The 19,480-nt window shown below is 70.2% G+C and carries 19 protein-coding genes and 1 tRNA gene; 13 read left to right on the top strand and 7 right to left on the bottom strand.

The window, feature by feature from the left end; all coding sequences use genetic code 11:
* Nucleotides 1–20: 20 nt before the first annotated feature.
* Nucleotides 21–836 (bottom strand): ABC transporter ATP-binding protein, encoded by an 816-nt coding sequence (locus NON19_RS20745; RefSeq protein WP_255930187.1) that lies wholly within the window; start codon nt 834–836, stop codon nt 21–23.
* A gap of 440 nt (nt 837–1,276) precedes the next feature.
* On the opposite strand from NON19_RS20745, the gene NON19_RS20740 reads away from it, so the two are divergent.
* Both NON19_RS20740 and NON19_RS20735 read left to right on the top strand, forming a co-directional pair.
* Nucleotides 1,277–1,358, top strand: a tRNA-Leu gene (locus NON19_RS20740).
* Between the two features lie 179 nt (nt 1,359–1,537).
* Nucleotides 1,538–2,386, top strand: a complete 849-nt coding sequence (locus NON19_RS20735; protein WP_255930186.1) for a Bax inhibitor-1/YccA family protein — start codon at nt 1,538–1,540, stop codon at nt 2,384–2,386.
* Nucleotides 2,387–2,505: 119 nt separating this feature from the next.
* Here the strand turns inward: NON19_RS20735 and NON19_RS20730 are convergent, their stop codons facing one another.
* Nucleotides 2,506–2,742, bottom strand: coding sequence for a DUF4287 domain-containing protein (locus NON19_RS20730; RefSeq protein WP_255930185.1), 237 nt, complete (start codon nt 2,740–2,742; stop codon nt 2,506–2,508).
* 107 nt (nt 2,743–2,849) lie between these two features.
* On the opposite strand from NON19_RS20730, the gene NON19_RS20725 reads away from it, so the two are divergent.
* Entirely contained in the window at nt 2,850–3,164 is a 315-nt protein-coding gene (locus NON19_RS20725; RefSeq protein WP_255930184.1) for a hypothetical protein, read from the top strand.
* A gap of 131 nt (nt 3,165–3,295) precedes the next feature.
* Here NON19_RS20725 and NON19_RS20720 read toward each other — a convergent pair whose 3' ends face one another.
* The 3 genes from NON19_RS20720 to NON19_RS20710 all read right to left on the bottom strand — a co-directional run bounded on the left by NON19_RS20720 (nt 3,296) and on the right by NON19_RS20710 (nt 6,852).
* Nucleotides 3,296–4,042: a hypothetical protein gene (locus NON19_RS20720; protein WP_372514211.1), complete on the bottom strand. Its 747-nt coding sequence runs from the start codon at nt 4,040–4,042 to the stop codon at nt 3,296–3,298.
* A 396-nt stretch (nt 4,043–4,438) separates the two neighbouring features.
* Nucleotides 4,439–5,659 carry an acetyl-CoA C-acetyltransferase gene (locus NON19_RS20715; RefSeq protein WP_255930183.1) on the bottom strand — a complete coding sequence of 407 codons (1,221 nt, stop codon included), beginning with the start codon at nt 5,657–5,659 and terminating at the stop codon, nt 4,439–4,441.
* A 158-nt stretch (nt 5,660–5,817) separates the two neighbouring features.
* A complete protein-coding gene (locus NON19_RS20710) occupies nt 5,818–6,852 on the bottom strand; it encodes an SGNH/GDSL hydrolase family protein (RefSeq protein ID WP_255930182.1) in 1,035 nt (344 codons plus the stop codon).
* A 120-nt stretch (nt 6,853–6,972) separates the two neighbouring features.
* Between NON19_RS20710 and NON19_RS20705 the strand changes: the two genes are divergently transcribed.
* Entirely contained in the window at nt 6,973–8,358 is a 1,386-nt protein-coding gene (locus tag NON19_RS20705; RefSeq protein ID WP_255930181.1) for a cystathionine beta-synthase, read from the top strand.
* 437 nt (nt 8,359–8,795) lie between these two features.
* On the opposite strand, the gene NON19_RS20700 is transcribed toward NON19_RS20705, so the two are convergent.
* On the bottom strand, nt 8,796–9,230 hold the full coding sequence (locus NON19_RS20700) for a hypothetical protein (RefSeq protein WP_255930180.1): 435 nt from the start codon (nt 9,228–9,230) through the stop codon (nt 8,796–8,798).
* Between the two features lie 124 nt (nt 9,231–9,354).
* Between NON19_RS20700 and NON19_RS20695 the strand changes: the two genes are divergently transcribed.
* The 9 genes from NON19_RS20695 to NON19_RS20655 all read left to right on the top strand — a co-directional run bounded on the left by NON19_RS20695 (nt 9,355) and on the right by NON19_RS20655 (nt 18,018).
* Nucleotides 9,355–10,752 (top strand): acyl-CoA synthetase, encoded by a 1,398-nt coding sequence (locus NON19_RS20695; protein WP_255930179.1) that lies wholly within the window; start codon nt 9,355–9,357, stop codon nt 10,750–10,752.
* A gap of 169 nt (nt 10,753–10,921) precedes the next feature.
* Nucleotides 10,922–13,060 (top strand): MMPL family transporter, encoded by a 2,139-nt coding sequence (locus tag NON19_RS20690; RefSeq protein ID WP_255930177.1) that lies wholly within the window; start codon nt 10,922–10,924, stop codon nt 13,058–13,060.
* A 95-nt stretch (nt 13,061–13,155) separates the two neighbouring features.
* A complete protein-coding gene (locus tag NON19_RS20685; protein WP_255930175.1) occupies nt 13,156–13,482 on the top strand; it encodes a type VII secretion target in 327 nt (108 codons plus the stop codon).
* Nucleotides 13,483–14,321: 839 nt separating this feature from the next.
* Nucleotides 14,322–14,744, top strand: a complete 423-nt coding sequence (locus NON19_RS20680) for an amidase domain-containing protein (protein ID WP_255930236.1) — start codon at nt 14,322–14,324, stop codon at nt 14,742–14,744.
* A gap of 3 nt (nt 14,745–14,747) precedes the next feature.
* Nucleotides 14,748–15,212 carry a hypothetical protein gene (locus NON19_RS20675; RefSeq protein WP_255930173.1) on the top strand — a complete coding sequence of 155 codons (465 nt, stop codon included), beginning with the start codon at nt 14,748–14,750 and terminating at the stop codon, nt 15,210–15,212.
* A gap of 41 nt (nt 15,213–15,253) precedes the next feature.
* On the top strand, nt 15,254–15,631 hold the full coding sequence (locus NON19_RS20670; protein ID WP_255930171.1) for a hypothetical protein: 378 nt from the start codon (nt 15,254–15,256) through the stop codon (nt 15,629–15,631).
* Nucleotides 15,632–15,745: 114 nt separating this feature from the next.
* Nucleotides 15,746–16,357, top strand: a complete 612-nt coding sequence (locus NON19_RS20665; protein WP_255930169.1) for a 50S ribosomal protein L25/general stress protein Ctc — start codon at nt 15,746–15,748, stop codon at nt 16,355–16,357.
* Nucleotides 16,358–16,480: 123 nt separating this feature from the next.
* Nucleotides 16,481–17,323: a MurR/RpiR family transcriptional regulator gene (locus NON19_RS20660; RefSeq protein WP_255930167.1), complete on the top strand. Its 843-nt coding sequence runs from the start codon at nt 16,481–16,483 to the stop codon at nt 17,321–17,323.
* 116 nt (nt 17,324–17,439) lie between these two features.
* Nucleotides 17,440–18,018, top strand: coding sequence for a hypothetical protein (locus NON19_RS20655; RefSeq protein WP_255930165.1), 579 nt, complete (start codon nt 17,440–17,442; stop codon nt 18,016–18,018).
* Here NON19_RS20655 and NON19_RS20650 read toward each other — a convergent pair.
* Nucleotides 18,002–19,342, bottom strand: coding sequence for a type III PLP-dependent enzyme domain-containing protein (locus NON19_RS20650; protein ID WP_255930163.1), 1,341 nt, complete (start codon nt 19,340–19,342; stop codon nt 18,002–18,004). The genes NON19_RS20655 and NON19_RS20650 overlap by 17 nt on opposite strands.
* Between the last annotated feature and the right edge of the window lie 138 nt (nt 19,343–19,480).

Genomic DNA, 19,480 nt, shown 5'->3' with positions numbered 1-19,480 from the left:
GGCGGCGGCTGGGCGTGCGCTCAGCTGGTGCGGGCCGTGGCGTCGAAGCCGGGGGTCCGGGGGTTTCCCCCGGGAAGGCGCCGCATCCGCTCCAGTACGTCGTCGGCGGTCGGGTCGCGCAGTTCGTCCACGATCCGGCCGTCGGCGAGGAAGATGACGCGGTCCGCGTACGAGGCGGCCACCGGGTCGTGGGTGACCATCACCACGGTCTGCCCCAACTCCCGTACCGAGTTGCGCAGGAAGCCCAGCACCTCGGCGCCGGAGCGCGAGTCGAGGTTTCCGGTGGGCTCGTCGGCGAAGATGATCTCGGGCTTGGCGGCGAGCGCCCGGGCCACCGCGACGCGCTGCTGCTGGCCGCCGGAGAGCTGGGCGGGCCGGTGCGCCAGCCGCCCGGACAGGCCGACGGTCTCGATGACCTTGGACAGCCACGGCTGGTCCGGCCTGCGGCCCGCGATGTCCATCGGCAGGGTGATGTTCTCGGCGGCGGTCAGGGTGGGCAGCAGGTTGAACGCCTGGAAGATGAAGCCGATCTTGTCCCGGCGCAGGCGGGTGAGCTGTTTGTCCTTCAGCGCCGACAGCTCGGTGTCGCCTATTCGAGCGGATCCGGAGGAGACCGAGTCGAGCCCCGCCATGCAGTGCATGAGCGTCGACTTGCCGGAGCCGGACGGCCCCATGATCGCGGTGAACTCGCCCTTGCGGAACTCCGTGGAGACATTGTCGAGTGCGACCACGCGTGTCTCGCCCTGGCCGTAGACCTTGGTGAGATCTGTCGCGCGGGCGGCCACCGCGGTGGCACGGTCGTCGGCGCGGGTGCCGGTCTGGGTGGTGGTGGTCACGGGTGGGGCTCCTGTCGTGTGCGGCGGTGTCCACTCCATCCTTCCTGTGCCCAGCTCCGGCCGGATCAGCCCCTGTCGTGGTTCCGCGGGGCTCCTTGGGAGGTACGAACGGCAGGCGCGTCATCCTCAGGTAGGAGATGAGACGAGGGGCGCATTGGGTCCGCGAGGGGGCGCACGGGGGCGCGCGTGCTGTGGCATGACACGACTCAGCGAATTCCCGTCAATCACTTCGAGTGGTGCATGCACGGGTTAGCGCGGCCTCTTGCGGAATGCGCGCCGGTGGGGGCATAAACCCGGGCAATCGCCCGGTTTTGACGGTCTTTCAGCTGCCCATAAAATCGGACAACGCCAGGCGGATTTTCACCTGTTCGGGGGTCAGTTCCGGATAGGCTCTTGCTAGTTCATGGGGGTCGCCCGCTGTGCCCGCGGCGTGTTCCCATGCCCGGGTGGTGGAATGTAGACACGGTGAGCTTAAACCTCACTGACCTACGGGTCGTGCCGGTTCGAGTCCGGCTCCGGGCACTCTCCTCCCGTGGTGAGCCTTCCCCGGGAGAGGTCCGGCGGAACCCTGGTTAATTCTTCAATTAATCAGATCGGCGTACGAATCGGCGCGGGAAGATCCTCCTCTGGTAGCAGTCGCGGTACTTTGCCAATCCATTACGGTGGGGCGGAGCCGTACCGTGCGGCCATGGAGGAGTGAGATGAGGAGCAGCAGCAACCCGGTCTTCTCGCGGCGGGGCTTCAGCCGGGACAACGGCTACGCGGGCTTCGGGTACGGCCCCGCGCCCACCGCCGGACACCCGTACGCCCAGGGCGCGCCGCAGGACCTCACGGCCGAGGAGCTGCGGCGGATGTACCAGGCGCCTGCCGCCAGCCCGGCGCAGAGCGGCCGGATGACCATCGACGACGTCGTCATGCGCACCGCGATGACGCTGGGCACGGTCCTCGTCGGCGCACTGCTCGCATGGGTCGTGCTGCCGGTGAGCCGCACCAGCTACGGGGTGGCCATGGTGGCGGCGCTGGTCGCCTTCGTGCTGGGCATGGTGCAGACGTTCAAGGCGGCCCCCAAACCGGCGCTCATCCTCGGCTACGCGGCCTTCGAGGGCATCTTCCTCGGCGTCGTCAGCAAGATGTTCAACGCGGCCTGGGCGGGCGCCCCGGTGCAGGCGGTACTGGGCACGATGGCCGTTTCCGCGGGCATGCTCATCGCGTACCGCACGGGGCTGGTGAAGGTCACCGACCGGTACAAGCGGGTCGGGATGGCGATCGCCATCGGGTTCGTGCTGCTGACCTTCGCCAACCTGCTGTTCGCGGCCTTCGGCGGCGGCGACGGGCTCGGCCTGCGCAGCGGCGGGCTCGGCGTGGTCGTCGGCATCGTCGGCGTGCTGCTCGGCGCGTTCTTCCTGTCGCTGGAGTTCAGGTGCGTCGAGGACGGCATCCGGCACGGTGCCCCGCAGCGCGAGTCCTGGCTGGCCGCGTTCGGCCTGACGGTCTCGCTGGTGTGGATCTACCTGGAGATGCTGCGGCTGATCTCCATCCTGCGGGACTGATCCGCGGCCCCGCACGACCGGTCCGCGCGGACGCGCCGACGGGCCTCCGGGGGCGGCGGTGTCGCTCCTGGAAGCCCTTCGGCAGCCTTGTGGGGCCTGTGGATCAACGGGCTGCGGGACTACCCGAGTTTGCGGGCGGCCCGCCTGAGGTCGTACTCGTGGACGAGGGCCTTGGCGTAGCCGTGCGACAGGTCCGAGTGCTCGCGGCGGAGCCAGTCCACCTTCTCTTCGAAACGAAGGAGCGCGGGGCCGTTGTCGAATTCGCGGAGCCAGTCGGAGACGCTCCGGCCGGTGCGCTCGGGGATGCGGGACAGCAGGTTCCGGTGGGTTTCTTCAGAGAAGATCATCTGGGACATCGGCGCCTCCAGTGTGCGTTCCGTTACCCCACCGTGCCTTAGCCGTTGGGCGTTGGCAACCGTCCCGGACCTACGAGACGGCGCGGGCGGCCGTATAAAGTCACCGCATGCTCGACTGCGCGCCCCTGGTGACCGCCGTGGAGCGGCTCGCCGACCGCTTCCGTGCCCTGCCGCAGAGCCGCCTGCACGGTGTCGCTGAGGCCGGGCTGACCCTCGCGCGTGAACTGTCCTGCGCCGCGCAACGGCTTGAACTGCCCGGCCGCGAACCGCTGTTGATGCCGGACAACGGGATCTTCGCGCTCGGCGACCAGATCGCCGTGGCGGGCCATGACCTCGTGGTGGCCCTCGCCGGACACCCCGGCCGCCACGATGTGCTGGAGGAGGCGCTACGCGGCGTGGCGAAGGTGGAGGAGCTCCTCTGAACAGGTCAGGCGAAGTCCGCCGCGGTTCTGTAGCGCCCTGAAGGGGCGCGGGGAACCGCCCGACCAGCCGCAGTGGCGCCGCAGACGAACAACGGCACGATCGGCGCCCTCCCGGCGGAGCGCTTAGCCGCTCACAGCGAGGCGACGACCCGGTCGGCGAGCACGAACACGCTCTCCTCGCCGTAGCTGAAGGTCAGCGCGAACGCGCCGGAGACCGCGGACCCGCCGAGCAGCGCAGGAGCCTCGCCGCGCTCCAGTGCGGCGGCCAGTTGCTCCGCCGTCTCCCGGTGCCCGGGGGTCAGGCACAGCGTCGTACCGTCCGCGAAGACGTACAGGTCCAAGGTGCCCAGCGGCCCGGGGCGGACGTCGGCCAGCGGGGTGCGCGCGTCGGCCAGCGCGGCCAGCCGGGCCACCGTCTCCTCGGGGTCGGCGACCACCGGGGACGGTACGAAGTCGGGGTCGGAGGGGTGGCGCCGGTGCGGCAGCTGCGGCTGCGGCTCGAAGCCCGACCAGTCCGCCTGGCGGGGCACGTAGGGCAGCGCCTCGATCTCCGGGAACTCGATGCCGTGACCGTCGAAGAGCGCCGCGTCGGCGGCCTCCCGTGCTTCCTGCGCGGCCCAGAACGCCCGGGCGTCGGCCAGCTCCCGCTCCCGCTCGTCGGCCAGCGCCGCGGCCACGGCGGTGCGTATCTCCTCCACGGCCGGTGCCGTGCGGGCGCCCGGTACGACGGCCTGGGCCTGGCGCACGGTGAGTTCACGGCGCAGTGCCCCCAGCTCACCGCGTAGCGTGCGCACGGCGAACGCGGTGACGGCCGCCGCGGCCACGGCGGCGGCCGCGACGAGCAGCGAGACGAGGGCGACGGGGTTGATGGCGCTCACTGACGTAACTCCTGGCGGGTGGGGGCCCTACGGCGGTTTGCGACGGCTTGCAGCGGAACTGTTTCTCCCCCACGGACACTCTGCACTGAAACCGTTGGCCTGCGCAGTGCGGAATGTCACGAAAGGGACATGTCGCCGCTTGAATTCGCCCGCTGACCAGACTGTGACCTGCGCAAAAGAGGATCCCCCGGGATGTTGGACACATCCCGGGGGAACGCCGAAAACAGTCAACCCAGCGCCACCAGGTTCAGCTCAGCCACGAGGCCGGCGCGCGCTGCGCCCGCTGCGGCTCAGCTCAGCCGCTCGTGCTCTTGGTCGCGCTGCGCTTCGCCTCCGCTGCGGGCGGGTGCCGCCTCCCTCCTTCGTCGGGAGGCGACCCCCACCCTCCGCTGCGGCTCAGCTCAGCCGCTCGATGACCATCGCCATGCCCTGGCCGCCGCCGACGCACATCGTCTCCAGGCCGAACTGCTTGTCGTGCCACTGCAGGGAGTTGATCAGCGTGGTGGTGATCCGGGCGCCGGTCATGCCGAACGGGTGGCCGACCGCGATCGCGCCGCCGTTGACGTTCAGCTTGTCCAGGTCGATGCCCAGGTCCCGGTAGGACGGGATGACCTGCGCGGCGAACGCCTCGTTGATCTCCACCAGGTCGATGTCGTCGATCGTCAGGCCCGCCCGCTTGAGCGCCTGCTTGGACGCCTCCACCGGGCCGTACCCCATGATCTCCGGGGACAGCCCGGACACCCCGGTGGACACGATCCGGGCCAGCGGGGTCAGGCCCAGCTCACGCGCCTTGGTGTCGGACATGATCACCAGCGCCGCGGCACCGTCGTTGAGCGGGCAGCAGTTGCCCGCCGTGACCAGGCCGTCGGGGCGGAAGACCGGCTTGAGACCGGCGACGCCCTCCATCGTCACGCCCGGGCGCGGACCGTCGTCCGTGCTGACCACGGTGCCGTCCGGCAGCGTGACCGGGGTGATCTCGCGCTGCCAGAAGCCGTCGGCGATCGCCTTCTCGGCGAGGTTCTGGGACCGTACGCCGAACTCGTCCATCTCCTGGCGGGTGATGCCCTTGAGCCGGGCCAGGTTCTCGGCGGTCTGGCCCATCGCGATGTACGGGTCGGGCAGCAGGCCGTCCTCGCGCGGGTCGTGCCAGTCGGCGCCCTCGCTCTCCGCGCGGGTGGCGGTACGCGCCTCGGCGTCCGAGAACAGCGGGTTGTGGGTGTCCGGCAGGCCGTCCGAGGTGCCCTTGACGCTGCGCGAGACCATCTCGACACCGGCCGAGATGAACACGTCGCCCTCGCCTGCCTTGATGGCGTGCAGCGCCATCCGGGACGTCTGCAGCGACGAGGAGCAGTAACGCGTGATGGTGCAGCCGGGCAGGTGGTCCATGCCCATCTGCACGGCGACGATCCGGCCCAGGTTGTGCCCCTGCTCGCCGCCGGGCAGACCGCAGCCGAGCATCAGGTCGTCGATATCGCGCGGGTCGAGCTCGGGGATCTTCGCCAGCGCGGCCTGGATGATCGTGGCCGTCAGGTCGTCCGGACGCAGCTCCTTCAGCGATCCCTTGAAGGCGCGCCCGATGGGCGAGCGGGCGGCAGAGACTATTACGGCTTCTGGCATCGCGAGATCTCTCCTCCGGAGACGTGACGGGCTCAGCTGGAAGTTACCGGTAGGTAGGGCGGGAGTCACGGGGCTGGTGCTGTGACGTTGCGCTCGCGCTCTGCGGCCAGAGTAGTTTTCCCGCCCGCCCACCGGTCAGGGGTGCCCGGGACGGAGGCCTACGTGAGCGCGGAGACGCCCGCCTCGGTGCGCCGTCCACCGCCGAAGGCGACCCGCCGCCGCAGCAACGCCCACGGCCCCCGGTGCCCGTCCGCGGCGGTGGCCCCGGTACCGGCCGCCTCCGCGGCGGCGACCTCGGTACCGGACGCGCCCGCGGCGGCCGCCGCCGCGTCGGCGACCGGAAGCACGCTCTCGTCCGCGTCCGCGTCCGGCCAGACGCCCAAGGCGGCGCACAGCGTGGGCAGCACCGCCATCGCCGCCGTCGCGTACCCCGTGGCCGACGGGTGGTAGTTGTCCGGGCCGAACATCTCCCGCGGGTTGGCCGCGAACTCCGGCCCGAGCAGCTGCCCGAGCGACACCGTGCGGCCGCCCAGCTCGATCACCGCGATGGTCTGCGCGGCGGCGAGCTGGCGGCTCAGCCGCCGGGCCACCCAGCGCAGCGGCTGGTAGACCGGCTCGATCGTGCCCAGGTCGGGACAGGTCCCGACCACCACCTCGGTGCCCGCGTCGCGCAGTCGGCGCACCGCCGCCGCCAGGTGCCGCACCGAGTCGGCGGGCGGCATGCGGTGCGTCACGTCGTTGGCGCCGATCATGATCACGCTGACGTCGGGCGCCGGGCCCGGGCCGTCCAGCAGCAGGCCCACCTGGCGTGCCAGGTCGTCGGAGCAGGCGCCCGGCAGGGCCACGTTCACCAGGTCCACCGGGCGCTCGGCCACCGCCGCCAGCCCGGAGGCGAGTATCGCCCCCGGTGTCTCGCCCACCCGGTGCACGCCCTGCCCGGCCGCCGTCGAGTCACCAAGGAACGCCAGCCGCACCGGCTGGGCACCGCCGTCACCGTAGGCGGCGAAAGCCGCCCCGTAGCGCCCGTCAGCGGTCGGTGGCGCGGCCTCCGAGCCGCCCACGGTCCTGCGGGCCAACCGCACCTCGGTGAGCAGCAGTCCGATCACCGCCCCGCCGAGCAGACCCACCCCGCCGCCGCCGTACGCAGCGGCGGCCGCGATCCGCCGTGCCACCCTCGCCCTCGACATCGGCATCCCCGTTCACTCGGTCCCGTAACAGGTTGTTGCCCGTTACCGAGCCCTGCGCAACGCGACCGTTCGGGGGCGCTTGCGCATAGGCTCTGACCACACACAGGGAAACATCCGGAGGACGTCGTGCAGTTCCACGACTCGATGATCAGTCTCGTCGGCAACACCCCGCTGGTGAGGCTCAACAGCGTCACGGCCGGGATACAGGCCACGGTGCTGGCCAAGGTCGAGTACTTCAATCCCGGCGGTTCGGTCAAGGACCGCATCGCCCTGCGCATGATCGAAGCGGCGGAGAAGTCCGGCGAGCTGAAGCCGGGCGGCACCATCGTCGAGCCCACCTCGGGCAACACCGGCGTGGGCCTGGCCATCGTGGCGCAGCAGAAGGGCTACAAGTGCATCTTCGTCTGCCCGGACAAGGTGTCGACGGACAAGATCAACGTGCTGCGGGCCTACGGCGCCGAGGTCGTGGTCTGCCCGACCGCCGTCGACCCCGAGCACCCGGACTCGTACTACAACGTCTCCGACCGGCTGGTGCGCGAGACGCCGGGTGCCTGGAAGCCCGACCAGTACAGCAACCCGAACAACCCGCTGTCGCACTACCACTCCACCGGTCCCGAGCTGTGGCAGCAGACCGACGGCAAGATCACCCACTTCGTGGCGGGCATCGGCACCGGCGGCACGATCTCCGGCACCGGCCGGTATCTGAAGGAGATCTCCGACGGCAAGGTCAAGGTCGTCGGCGCCGACCCGGAGGGCTCGGTCTACTCCGGCGGCTCCGGCCGCCCGTACCTGGTCGAGGGCGTCGGTGAGGACTTCTGGCCGACCGCGTACGACCGGGACATCACGGACGAGATCGTCGCGGTCTCCGACAAGGACTCGTTCCAGATGACCCGCCGCCTGGCCAAGGAGGAGGGCCTGCTGGTCGGCGGCTCCTGCGGCATGGCCGTGGTCGCGGCGCTGCGGGTCGCCGAGCGGCTCGGTCCCGATGACGTCGTGGTGGTGCTGCTGCCGGACAGCGGCCGCGGCTACCTCAGCAAGATCTTCAACGACGAGTGGATGGCCGACTACGGCTTCCTGGAGGAGGGCGGCCAGCAGTCCCGGGTCGCCGACGTGCTGACGTACCGCAGCGGCGGCATCCCGGAGCTGGTCCACATGCACCCGGAGGAGACCGTCGGTGAGGCGATCGACGTGCTGCGCGAGTACGGCGTCTCGCAGATGCCGATCGTCAAGCCGGGCGCCGGGCACCCGGACGTGATGGCCGCCGAGGTGGTCGGCTCGGTGGTGGAACGCGAGTTGCTGGACGCGCTGTTCACCAAGCGCGCGCAGTTGGACGACCCGCTGGAGAAGCACATGTCCGCGCCGCTGCCGCTGGTCGGCTCCGGCGAGCCGATCGGCGACCTGATGGAGGTGCTGCAGGGCGCCGACGCGGCGATCGTGCTGGTGGAAGGGAAGCCGACGGGTGTGGTGAGCCGTCAGGACCTGCTCACCTACCTCGCCAAGGTCGGCAGGTAAGCACGGCGACTGGCCCGGATGGCTGGGCGATTGGCCGGATTTCGCGGAAACGGTACGCGCGTGACACGCGTGCGCAGCACGCGCTTAACACGCGTCCGGCACATTGGTGGGCGTCGGGAAACCGACCCCACCGATGCGGCAGCCAGGAACGACGGAGCGGCTCCCGGACCTCCTGGGTTGCCCCGGACGCGATGCCCGGCCCTGACCCGGTCCCGCGTCCCACGGGGGACCGCCGTCGTCCCGCCCCTGGCGGCCAAGCCGGGGTGCGGCGGTCCCCCGTTTTTTGTGTTCGCTCCGCGTGCCATCACGGTTGGGCTGCTGCCCGGCGGGAGGCGGCGACAACTGCTGCCCCGCGACCGCGAGTTACCGCGACGACTCAGTCCGGCGGCCTCGAACTCACCGCAACCAGCCCCGCTGGACGGCGCCTGGCCATCCCGCTAGCCGTCCCACTCGTCGTTGCCGCTACGGGAGTTGCCCCTGCTGACGGAGAGGGAATGGGCGACGTTCACGCCCACGATGCCCGCCCAAGTGATCAGCAGGCCCGGAAGATGGGCGTTCACCACGCCGATGGCGGACAACGGCACCGCGAGGACCATGGATATGCCCGCGAGGCCGAAGCGGCGATTCCGGTTCTCCGGATCGGCAGGCGAACGTCGGCCCCCGCGGGAACCCGCGGGGGCGACCCGTGCCCCCGCCATCCGCTGCTCGGCGAGTTCACGGCGGACCCTGCGCTCCACTTGGCTGTCGAGCCGCTGGTCCACCTTTTCCAGGAACGAGTCGATCAACTCCGCCTCGTATTCGGGACCGAGGTCCTTACGCGTCTGCAGCGTGGCGTTGAGCTCTTTCTTGAGCTCGGGGTCAGACACACTCATGCCATTCACGGTAGAACCGGCCGCCCGCTGTGTGAGTGGGGTTAGCCCCCGAATCTTGTCAGGGGCGCTCTCCTCCTTGGGCAGGTGTGTACGGTCACGGATGGACCGCGAAGGGGAGGCGTTGATGGAACTGTTGACCGCGCTGGACGCGCCGGACCGGGACCGCCCGGACGCCGTCACGATCGATGGCCGCGCGTTGGACCGCGAGGCGCTGCTCGGCGCGGCCGGTGCGGTCGCCGCCCGGATCGCGGGGGCACCGGCGGTCGCCGTGCACGCCGCGCCCGTACTGGAGACGGTGGTCGCCGTGGTGGCCGGGCTGCTCGCCGGAGTGCCGGTGGTGCCCGTACCGCCGGACGCCGGACCGGCGGAACGCCAGCACATCCTGCGCGACTCCGGCGCCGCTCTACTGCTCGCCGCCCAGCCGCGGGAGGCCGCGGAGTTGGAGACCATCGAGGTCTCCGCCGCCGAGCGAGCGGACTTCACCGGCGCCGAACCGGCCGCCGACTCCACCGCGTTGGTGCTCTACACCTCGGGAACGACGGGCGCGCCCAAGGGCGTACTGGTCTCCCGCCGGGCGATCGCCGCCGACCTGGACGCGCTGGCCGCGGCCTGGTCCTGGACGGCCGAGGACACGCTGGTGCACGGGCTGCCGCTGTTCCATGTGCACGGCCTGGTGCTGGGCGTGCTCGGCGCGCTGCGCACCGGAAGCCGCCTGGTGCACACCGGCCGCCCGGCCCCCGCCGCCTACGCGGCGGCTGGCGGCACGCTGTACTTCGGGGTGCCGACGGTCTGGTCGCGGGTGGTACGGGAGCCGTCCGCCGCGAAGGAACTGTCGGCGGCGCGGCTGCTGGTCTCCGGCAGCGCGCCACTGCCCGCGCCGGTCTTCCGCGACCTGGAGGCGCTGACCGGGCAGCGCCCGGTGGAGCGGTACGGGATGACCGAGACGCTGATCACCGTCAGTACCCGGGCGGACGGCGAGCGGCGACCGGGCTCGGTGGGGCTGCCGGTGGCCGGGGTGACCACCCGGCTGGTGGGCGAGGACGGGTCGCCGGTCCCGTACGACGGCGCCACGGTCGGCGAACTCCAGGTCAGCGGGCCGACGCTGTTCGACGGTTATCTTGGCCGCCCTGAGGCGACCGCCGCCGCGCTGACCGCGGACGGCTGGTTCCGCACCGGTGACATGGCGGTGGTGGAGCCGGACGGCATGCACCGGATCGTCGGCCGGGCCTCCACCGACCTGATCAAGTCCGGCGGCTACCGCATCGGCGCGGGCGAGGTGGAGAACGCGCTGCTGGACCATCCCGCGGTACGGGAGGCGGCGGTGGTGGGCGTGCCGCACGACGACCTCGGGCAGCAGATCGTGGCCTATGTGGTCGCGGACGGAGTGACCGAGCGCGAGCTGATCGATTTCGTCGCGGGTCATCTGTCCGTTCACAAACGGCCGCGCATAATCCGCTTTCTGGAGGCGCTGCCGCGTAATGCGATGGGCAAGCCGCAGAAGAAGCTACTGCCCCCGTTCTAACGGGAGTTGGCGGGGGGCGGAGAAAACCGATTTGGCAGACTCAAATATGCTTCTTACGATGCACTAGCCCAACTACCTACCGGCCGGTCAGTGACGGCCGGGTCGCCCCTGCCCGGGTTCCGCTCCAAAGGGTGGCGGTGATTTTTCCTGCAATGGGGGACAACACCGCATGTTTCACCGCATAGGACGCACAGTCGTCCGGCATCCGATATGGACGATCGTGGCGTGGATCATAGCCGCCGTCGCGATCGTCGCCACCGCACCGAGCCTTCCCTCCAACAGCGACGAAAGTAGCTTCCTCCCCAAGAGCTACGAGTCCATTCAGGCCGCCGACCTCCAGTCGAAGGCGTTCCCCAGCGCCTTCACCCCGTCCGCGATCGTGCTCTACAGCCGTACCGACGGCCAGAAGCTGACGCCCGCGGACCTGAAGGACGCTCAGCACATCACCGGTGAGCTGGGTGCCAAGGGCATCGACCAGGTACAGAAGGTCATCCCCGGACCTCCGTCGAAGGACGGCAAGTACGACCTGGCGCTGGTTCAGATGGACGCCAAGAACGCGGGCCAGCCCAAGCAGTCCGACGCGGCCAAGACGCTGCGCGCGGACGCCAAGCAACTGGCCGCCGGTACCCATCTGGACGTGAAGGTCGGCGGTTCCGCCGCACAGGCCCTGGACCAGCAGGACGCCTCCCAGAAGGGTTCCGCGCTGATCGGGATCGGCACCTTCGTGATCATCCTGGTCACCTTGCTGATCATCTTCCGGGCGCCGATCCTGGCGGTGCTGCCACTGGTGCTGATCGGTCTGGTCTCGGCCGTCGCCAACGGGCTGATCTCTTATGCCACCAAGCTGTTCGACCTCCAGGCCAACAGCTCGATCTCGGAAATGCTGATCGTGGTGCTGTTCGGCGTCGGTACGGACTACTTCCTGTTCCTGATGTTCCGCTACCGGGAACGGCTGCGGGCGGGTGACGAGCCCAAGGAAGCGATGATCAACGCGGTCGGCCGGGTCGGCGAGGCCATCGCCTCGGCCGCGGGCGCCGTCATCATCGCGTTCCTCGCGCTCACCTTGTCCACCCTCGGCTTCCTGCGGCAGATGGGTCCGGCGCTGGCCATCGCCGTCGGTGCCACGCTGGTGGCGGGCCTCACGCTGATCCCGGCGGTGGTCTCGCTGATCGGCCCGAAGGTCTTCTGGCCGTCGAAGTCGTGGCAGAAGGAGCCGGACAACGCCCGGTTCGCGGCGCTCGGCGGCATGGTGCGCAAGCGTCCCGGCCTGGTCGCTGCCGTGTCCGGTGTGCTGATGGTCGCGCTGGCGCTGGGCACATTCGGCTTCAAGGCCACCTTCGACATGGCCTCGGGCTCGATGCCCAAGACCAAGGAGTCGATGGTCGTCCAGACCGAGATGCAGAACGCGTACTCCGCCGGTGCCGCCGAGCCCACCAGCGTCTTCGTGACCAGCACCGACGGCAAGCCGCTGGACAAGGCGGCGCTGCCCGGGTTCGCCAAGCAGCTCCAGGGCGTCGACGGTGTCGCCGACTCCCGGCTGACCGCGCTCAGCAAGGACGGGATGACGGCCAACATCACCGTCACCCTCAAGTACGACGCGGCCAGCGACAAGGCGATCAGCACCGTCGGCACCGTCCGCGACACCGCGCACGCGGACGCGCCTTCGGGCACGAAGGCCCTGGTCGGCGGCATGTCGTCGATCTACAAGGACATCAACACCGCCGTCGACCACGACTACAAGACGGTCTTCCCGGTCGCCGCGGTGCTGATCATGGTGATCCTGGGCCTGCTGCTGCGCAGCGTGGTCGCCCCCTGGTACCTGATGGCCTCGGTCGGCCTCGGCTTCGGCGCCACCCTCGGCGCCACGGTGCTGATCTTCCAGAAGGGCGAGGGGCACTCTGGCCTGATGTTCATGCTGCCGGTGATCATGTACCTCTTCGTGGTCGCCATCGGCACCGACTACAACATCCTGATGATCGCCCGGCTGCGCGAGGAGGCCCGCGAGGGCCGCGAGCCGCGCGAGGCGGCGGGCCAGGCCCTGCGGCACGCGGGCCCGACGGTGGCCGCGGCGGGCTTCATCCTGGCGGCGACCTTCGCCACGATGATGCTCGCGGGCAACGCGATGCTGTCCGAGATGGGCTTCGCCGTCTCCTTCGGCATCATCGTCGCCGCGTTCGTCATGGCGATGTTCTTCACGCCGAGCCTCACCGCACTGATCGGCCACGCGGCCTGGTGGCCGGGCCACGGCGACCGAGCGGCGGCCAAGCAGCCCGCTCCGGGCCGCGAGGAGGCCCGCGAGCTGGTCTGACAGTACGTCAGGAGGCCGGGTGCGCACACCGCGCACCCGGCCTTTTCGCTTAAGCTGTGCCGACCGGTGGTCAATTGCCTTTGGGGCGAACGGGATTGACTGACACGCCCGACATCGGGATAAACACGGCGGGCGTCGCCAAGGCGGGCGGCGATGTCGGCGCCCTCGCGGACGCCGCGAACAAGCACGTGTCCCATGCAGTGGACGCCAGCTACGACGTGGGCGACAGCCAGTGGGGCTGGCAGTCCGGTACGTATCTGAACGTCTGCGCCCGGACGTGGGAGGACCACATGGTCGACCTCGTCAACCGGGTCGGGCAGACCGCGAAGGACCTCAGCGACGCCGCCAAGGCGTACGACGTCACGGACGCGGAGGCTGCGCGCCGCATGCGGCTGGCGCTGGGCGACCTGGGGAAGGGCTGAACGTGGGTCGACTACGCGAGCCTGAACAACCTCAGGATCAAGCCCTGGCAGGACGCCGCCGACGAATGGCTCAACCTGTCGAAGTGGGCGCTGCAGGCCGCCCACGACATTCGGGACCAGGGCACGGCTCCGCTCGCCAAGAACTGGACCAACAAGGTCGGCCAGGACGCCGGGAGGAAACTCGCCGCGCTGGCCGACGAGTTGGAGGCCGGTGCCGACATCATGCGCGGCGTGACGATGGTGCTGGACGGCCTCACCGAGTCGATGCAACTCGCCCAGCAAACCCTGAAGACCGCTTATGACATCGCCCGCGACAACGGCATCGGACTGGACGACAACGGCAACTTGCTGCCGAACCCGGACCACATCTACTCCCCGGACGAGCAGCGCCTCCGCTCCGAAATATCCGGCCTGATCACCGAGGCCCTCCGCCAGGCCACGGACGCGGACAACAAGGCGTGGCCGGAGTTGGACCGGCTCACCGCGGCGGTGAACATCACCGAGCCGTACAAGGCTCTGCAGTTGCAGAACGATGCGTCGCAGACCGAGGCAGACTTGCTGGCCAGCGACATCCCCGATGGAAGGAATCCAGCGCTGGTCAAGGAGTGGTGGAACGGCCTAACAGACAAGCAGCGGTATGACCTCATGCGCGCCGAGCCGGTGGCTCTGGCGAACCTCGACGGGATTCCCGACTCCGTGAAACAGGAGCTGTACGGGGACGGGAAGTACAACCGCGTCAAGCTGGTGCAGTGGGCACTGGACAACTGGAACTCACCGGACTCACGCACTTCGAGGACAACTGCACCAACTTCGTGTCCGAGGCGCTCTGGCGAAGCGGTATGCGGCCCAAGAGCGACTGGCTGCTGGGGATCCATGGTGACAACGCCTGGGGCCGGTCGGACGACCCCTCGCTTCTTCCCGACTCGTGGGCAGCGTCGTTGTCCTACTCCAGGACATGGGCCTACGCCGACGGCCTTCAGGGCTTTCTCTTGAACAACGGCGGTAAGGAAGTCCCGCCATCGCAGGCGCAGCCCGGGGACATCATCTTCTACGACCAGGACGGTCCGAGAGACGGTGTCCAGCACGGCGAGGCTCACCATGCGGCGGTCATCACCTCGGTGACCCCCGATGGCGATATCAAATACACACAACACAATGCCGACTACAAGAACGTCAGTCTGGACGGGCACCTGCCTTCCTTCGTCGAATCGAAGGGTGCTCAGCGAATCCGGATAGTGCGTCCGATGCCGAACTGGTACTGAACCTTGAAGATCGCGGACATCATGGATTCGGCCGCTCCCGGCGAGGCGGGTCCCATGCCAGTGGTGTGGCGGCGGGCGCTGTTGCTGGTGCCCGGGCTAGTGGCCTTGAGTATCGGCTTGTTCGCCGTCTACTGGATCGCTTCCGACGCGCATGCGGCTGAGCAGGCGGCGGCTTGTGTGGTGATCGGCACTCCGTGGACGGTATACGCCAGTGCTTACGCGGCACTTATGTGTGGCCTGGCGGGGTTCGGGCTGCATTTCGTGTTGTCGCGCGGTGTCCGGCGGCGAGGATGGGTGCTCGCTTCGGCCTGGCAGGGGAGAGTCAGCTCTCTGACGGCGCTTGTGGGATGGGTGCCGTTGGCGACGGAAGCGCTGAACATCTATTTCCTTTATCGGCCGGATCCTTCTGGTGGGGTGAATTGCGAGGGATGGGGGATCATCCACAGCGTGCTGTCGCTGTTGACGTAGTAGGTGTACGACCGCCCTCACGGGCGTGGCGCCGCTGGGCGATGCTGGTGCCGAGCCTCGTCGTTGCGGGTGTGCTGTTTGCTTCCGCATACATCTCCGCAGACAACGCATACCGCCGGAACTGGTGTAGCGAGCACGCCGCGCCATGGACGATGTACGTCACCGATTACCTGGGCCTGGCTTGCGGGTTGGGTGGCGTTGTGCTGGGTTGGGCGCTGTGGCTGGGATCGCGCCGCCGGGGGTGGACGGCCAGTTCGGTGTGGCAGGGGTCGCTCGGTCTTGTCGCGGCCGGGCTCGGCGTTCTGCCCGTCATGCTGGAGTTGTTCCTGGCCTGGGATCCGAGCGACGCCGACCCGTCGGGGAACGGCGACTGCGGAGGCACGACCGTCGTTCATGGCGTGCTGGCGTTCCTGACGTAACCGGGTGGTTCGGGCGACACCTGTAGGTAAGGCGGGTTTTCGGGTGGTTTGGGTGGATACCCTCGCCAGCGGATCGTCGGGCCACCGGATCGTCGGAACACGAGGAGTGCAGTCATGGCTGAGGTGCGGCTGAGCGCTGAGCTGCGCAATGAGTACGGCAAGGGCGCGGCCCGCCGGGCCCGCCGGGAGAACAAGGTCCCGGCCGTCGTCTACGGGCACGGTGCCGAGCCCAGACATGTGCTGATCGACAGCCATGAGCTGATGATGGCGCTGAAGACCCCCAACGTGCTGATCAACCTGGACATCGAGGGCAAGAAGCAGCTGGTCATCCCCAAGTCCGTGCAGCGGGAGGCAGTCCGGCGCTTCCTGGTCCACGTGGACCTGCTGGAGGTGAAGCGCGGTGAGAAGGTCACCGTCGAGGTGCCGATCCAGACCGAGGGCGACCTGGCCCCGGGCGGCAACCTGATCGAGCACCTGCTGGACGCCCTGCCGGTGGAGGCCGAGGCCACCGCGATCCCGGAGACGCTCACCGTCTCCATCGCGGGCCTGGACGCCGGGCACGCCATCTACGCCAAGGACGTCCCACTGCCCAAGGGCACCGCGCTGGCCGTCGACGGCGACACGGCCCTGCTGCAGGTGGTCGCGGCCCAGGCGGAGGAGGTCCCCGAGGAGGAGGTGGCCGCCGAGGAGGCGGCGGAAGCCCCCGCGCCCCCCGAAGCCGAGTAGCCCCGCCCCGTCCGCGGACCCGCGCCCTGCATGGATCCATGCAGGTCATGGCAGGCTGAATGGGGGGCCATGCGCGGGCGCTAGTCTGCTCGGGCGGTGGACGGGACCAGGCCAGGAGGGGCGATGGCGACGCAGGACGGGGGAGCGGCGCGGCTGATGCGGCTGTTCGACGGGCATCGGCTGACGCCCACCCAGCGGCGGATCGCGCACTGCCTGGTGCGCAGGGCCGCCGACGCACCGTTCCTGTCCTCCGTTGAGGTCGCCGAACTGGCCGGGGTGAGCCAGCCGTCGGTGACCCGGTTCGCGGTGGCGCTGGGCTTCGACGGGTATCCAGCGCTGCGCCGCCATCTGCGCGAGGTCGCTCCCGCGCCGCAGGCCGAGCGGAGCGAGCGCCACAACGAGTACCAGCAGGCCGTGGACGACGAGATGGAGAACCTGCGGCAGCTGCGCGCGCTGCTGGCCGATCCGGAACCGGTGGCCCGGGCCGGACGGCTGCTGGCCGCCTCCCGGCCGCTGCTGGTCCTGGGACTGCGGGCGGCCGGGGCACAGGCGCGCGGCTTCGGGTACTTCGCGGCCAAGGTGCACCCTGACGTACGAGTGCTGGACGAGGGCGGCAGCGCGCTGGCCGACCGCATTGACGCCGCCCGGCGGGCGGGCGCCAGCGCGCTGCTGTGCTTCGCGCTGCCGCGCCACCCGCGCGAGGTGGTGGACGCCCTGGGGTACGCCAAGCAGGCCGGGCTGACCGTCGTCACCGTCGCCGACAGCTCGTTCGCGCCGGTCGCCAAGGACTCCGACCTGCTGCTGCCCGCCGCGGTCGGCACCGGGCTGGTCTTCGACACGCCGTGCGCGCCTATGATGCTGGGCCGGGTGCTGCTCGAGGCGATGTGCGACAACCTGCCGGACGCACAGGCCCGGCTTGAGGAGTTCGACGCGCGGGCCGCGACCCGTGGGCTGTTCGTCGACTGATGGTGTCCGGTTTACGTCCGCACGCTGCTCCTCGCCCTGTTCCTCACGCTGTTTTGAGGTTCGCTGAGTAATCTCCCGACCGGAAAGTGTCGATTACGGATCGGAGGAGGACGGTCGTGGGGCGCGGGGCGTATGCGCTGGCTCGGGTGGCGGTGATGGTACGGATGGCGGCTCGGTGGTGCTGGTGGCTGGGGGTGCTGGCGGCGGTCGCCGGAGCCTTCGTGCCGGGCTTCACCGGGCGCCGGATCGGGGCGCTGGGCGGCGCCGTGGTGTTCCTTGTCGCCGCGGTGGCCGCGTTCCTCACCCGGCGCGGGCGGTACACCGCGCTGGCGGGTGCCGCGACGCACGCCGCCAAGTCGGCGTTCCTGCAGGACCGTTCGGTCACCGCCCGCCAGTGGCTGCGGCCGCGCGGCTGGTGGCTGCTGCTGGCGTTCGCGCTGGCGGTCGGCAGTTCGGCGGCGGCTTCCGCGGCGGGCGGCATGCTGCTGGCCGGGGTGGGGGCCGGACTGTGGGCGAAGGCGCTCTGGCTGGGCCGCTGGGAGCGGTCGCACGAGGCGTTGCTGTGGGTGCGCCCTGAGCAGGCGATGCGCCGCGGACCCGCGGGCCGGGACGTACGCGCGTACCTGACCACCGGTCCGGCCGCCGGAGACGCCCGGCCGGGCGGCGCCCGACGGGTGGTCAGCTCAGTGCGCTGAGCGCCTCCGGCTGGGCGCCGCCGCTCTCCGCGACGATCTCGTCGAGCGTCTGCGGCGCCCGTACGGTCGCGAACCGCACCCTGTCGCCGTCGCACACGTACCCGTAAATCCCGGGCCTGGGCAGCGAGTTGTACTGGTAGTGGTTGGAGAAGTAGTACGCGCCGGTGTCCAGCAGCGCCACCAGGTCGCCCTCCCGCAGCGGCGGCAGCTCGCGGGCCTCGGCCACGATGTCGCCCGCGAAGCAGCACGGCCCGGCGACGTCCTGGGCGACCGGCGCGCCGCCCTTGGGGTGGCCCCTGGCGTCCAGCGCGGTGACCCGGATCGGCCAGGCGCCGGGCGCGTAGACGGTACGGGTGGCGAGCTGGGCGCCCGCGTGGGTGACCGCGATCCGACGGCCGCCCGCGGTCTTGGCGTACTCCACGCGGGCCAGGATCGTGCCGTGCTTGGCCAGCAGCGAGCGCCCGAACTCGGTGACGATGCCGTAGCGGCCGTCGAACAGGCCTGGCACGGTGGCCCTCAGCAGCCGGGCGTACTCGTGGTGCGTCGGCTTCGTGTCGTCGGAGGCGAAGTTCACCGGCAGGCCGCCGCCGATGTCCAGGGTGTCGATCTGCCGCCGTCCGACGGTCGCGTTGATCCGCTCGGCGAGTTCGTATGTGACCCGCACGCCTTCGGCCATCAGCTCCAGCGGGCAGCCCTGGGAGCCGGTGTGCGCGTGCAACCGGGTGAGCCAGGGGCGCCGCGCGCAGGCGTCCACCAGCCAGTCCACCACGCCCGGATCGCGTAGCGGCAGGCCGAACTTGGACCGGTCGGTGGCGGTGCTGGTGGCGGCGATGCTGCCGCCGCCGATCTGCGGGTTGACCCGCAGGCCCACCGGGGACGCGGTGTCGCGGCCGGCGAGCAGCGCGTCCAGGCGGTCCAGCTCCTGCGGGTTGTCGGCGTTGACGGCGACCCCGAGCGCCAGGGCCGCGCGCAGTTCGGTGCCGGTCTTGGCGGGGGAGTCCAGCACGATGTGGTGCGCGGCCACCCCGGCCGCCCGGGCCAGCGCCAGCTCGCCGGGGCTGGCCACCTCACACCCGATGCCCTCGGCATACAGCAGCCGCAGCACCGGGACCAGGGACGCCGCCTTCACCGCGAAGGCGTGGCTGACGCTCACCCTAGGAGTGGCGAACGCGGCGCGCAGTTCGCGGGCCGACTGCCTGATGCCCTGGACGTCCAGCAGTCCGACGACCGGCAGCTCCGCGCCCAACACCCCCTGCTCCACCGCGGCGCGCAGGGCGTGCGCCCGGCGGGTCGCCGGGTCAGGCTGGAACTCCGCGGATGCCATGGCCCCACTCCACCACCGGCGGCGTCCGCCCGCCAGTAGCCGCGAACACCGGCCGCGCCACCTGTTGACTGGAACTATTCACGCGGCAAGTATGTGAATGACCCGATCCAGTCCTGGTCGGGAGACGATGCGTGAGGA

It is taken from the genome of Streptantibioticus rubrisoli (assembly GCF_024436055.1).
Classification (GTDB): domain Bacteria; phylum Actinomycetota; class Actinomycetes; order Streptomycetales; family Streptomycetaceae; genus Streptantibioticus_A; species Streptantibioticus_A rubrisoli.
Note: the sequence above shows the minus strand (reverse complement) of the source record. Positions and strands in the feature narration are given on the sequence as shown.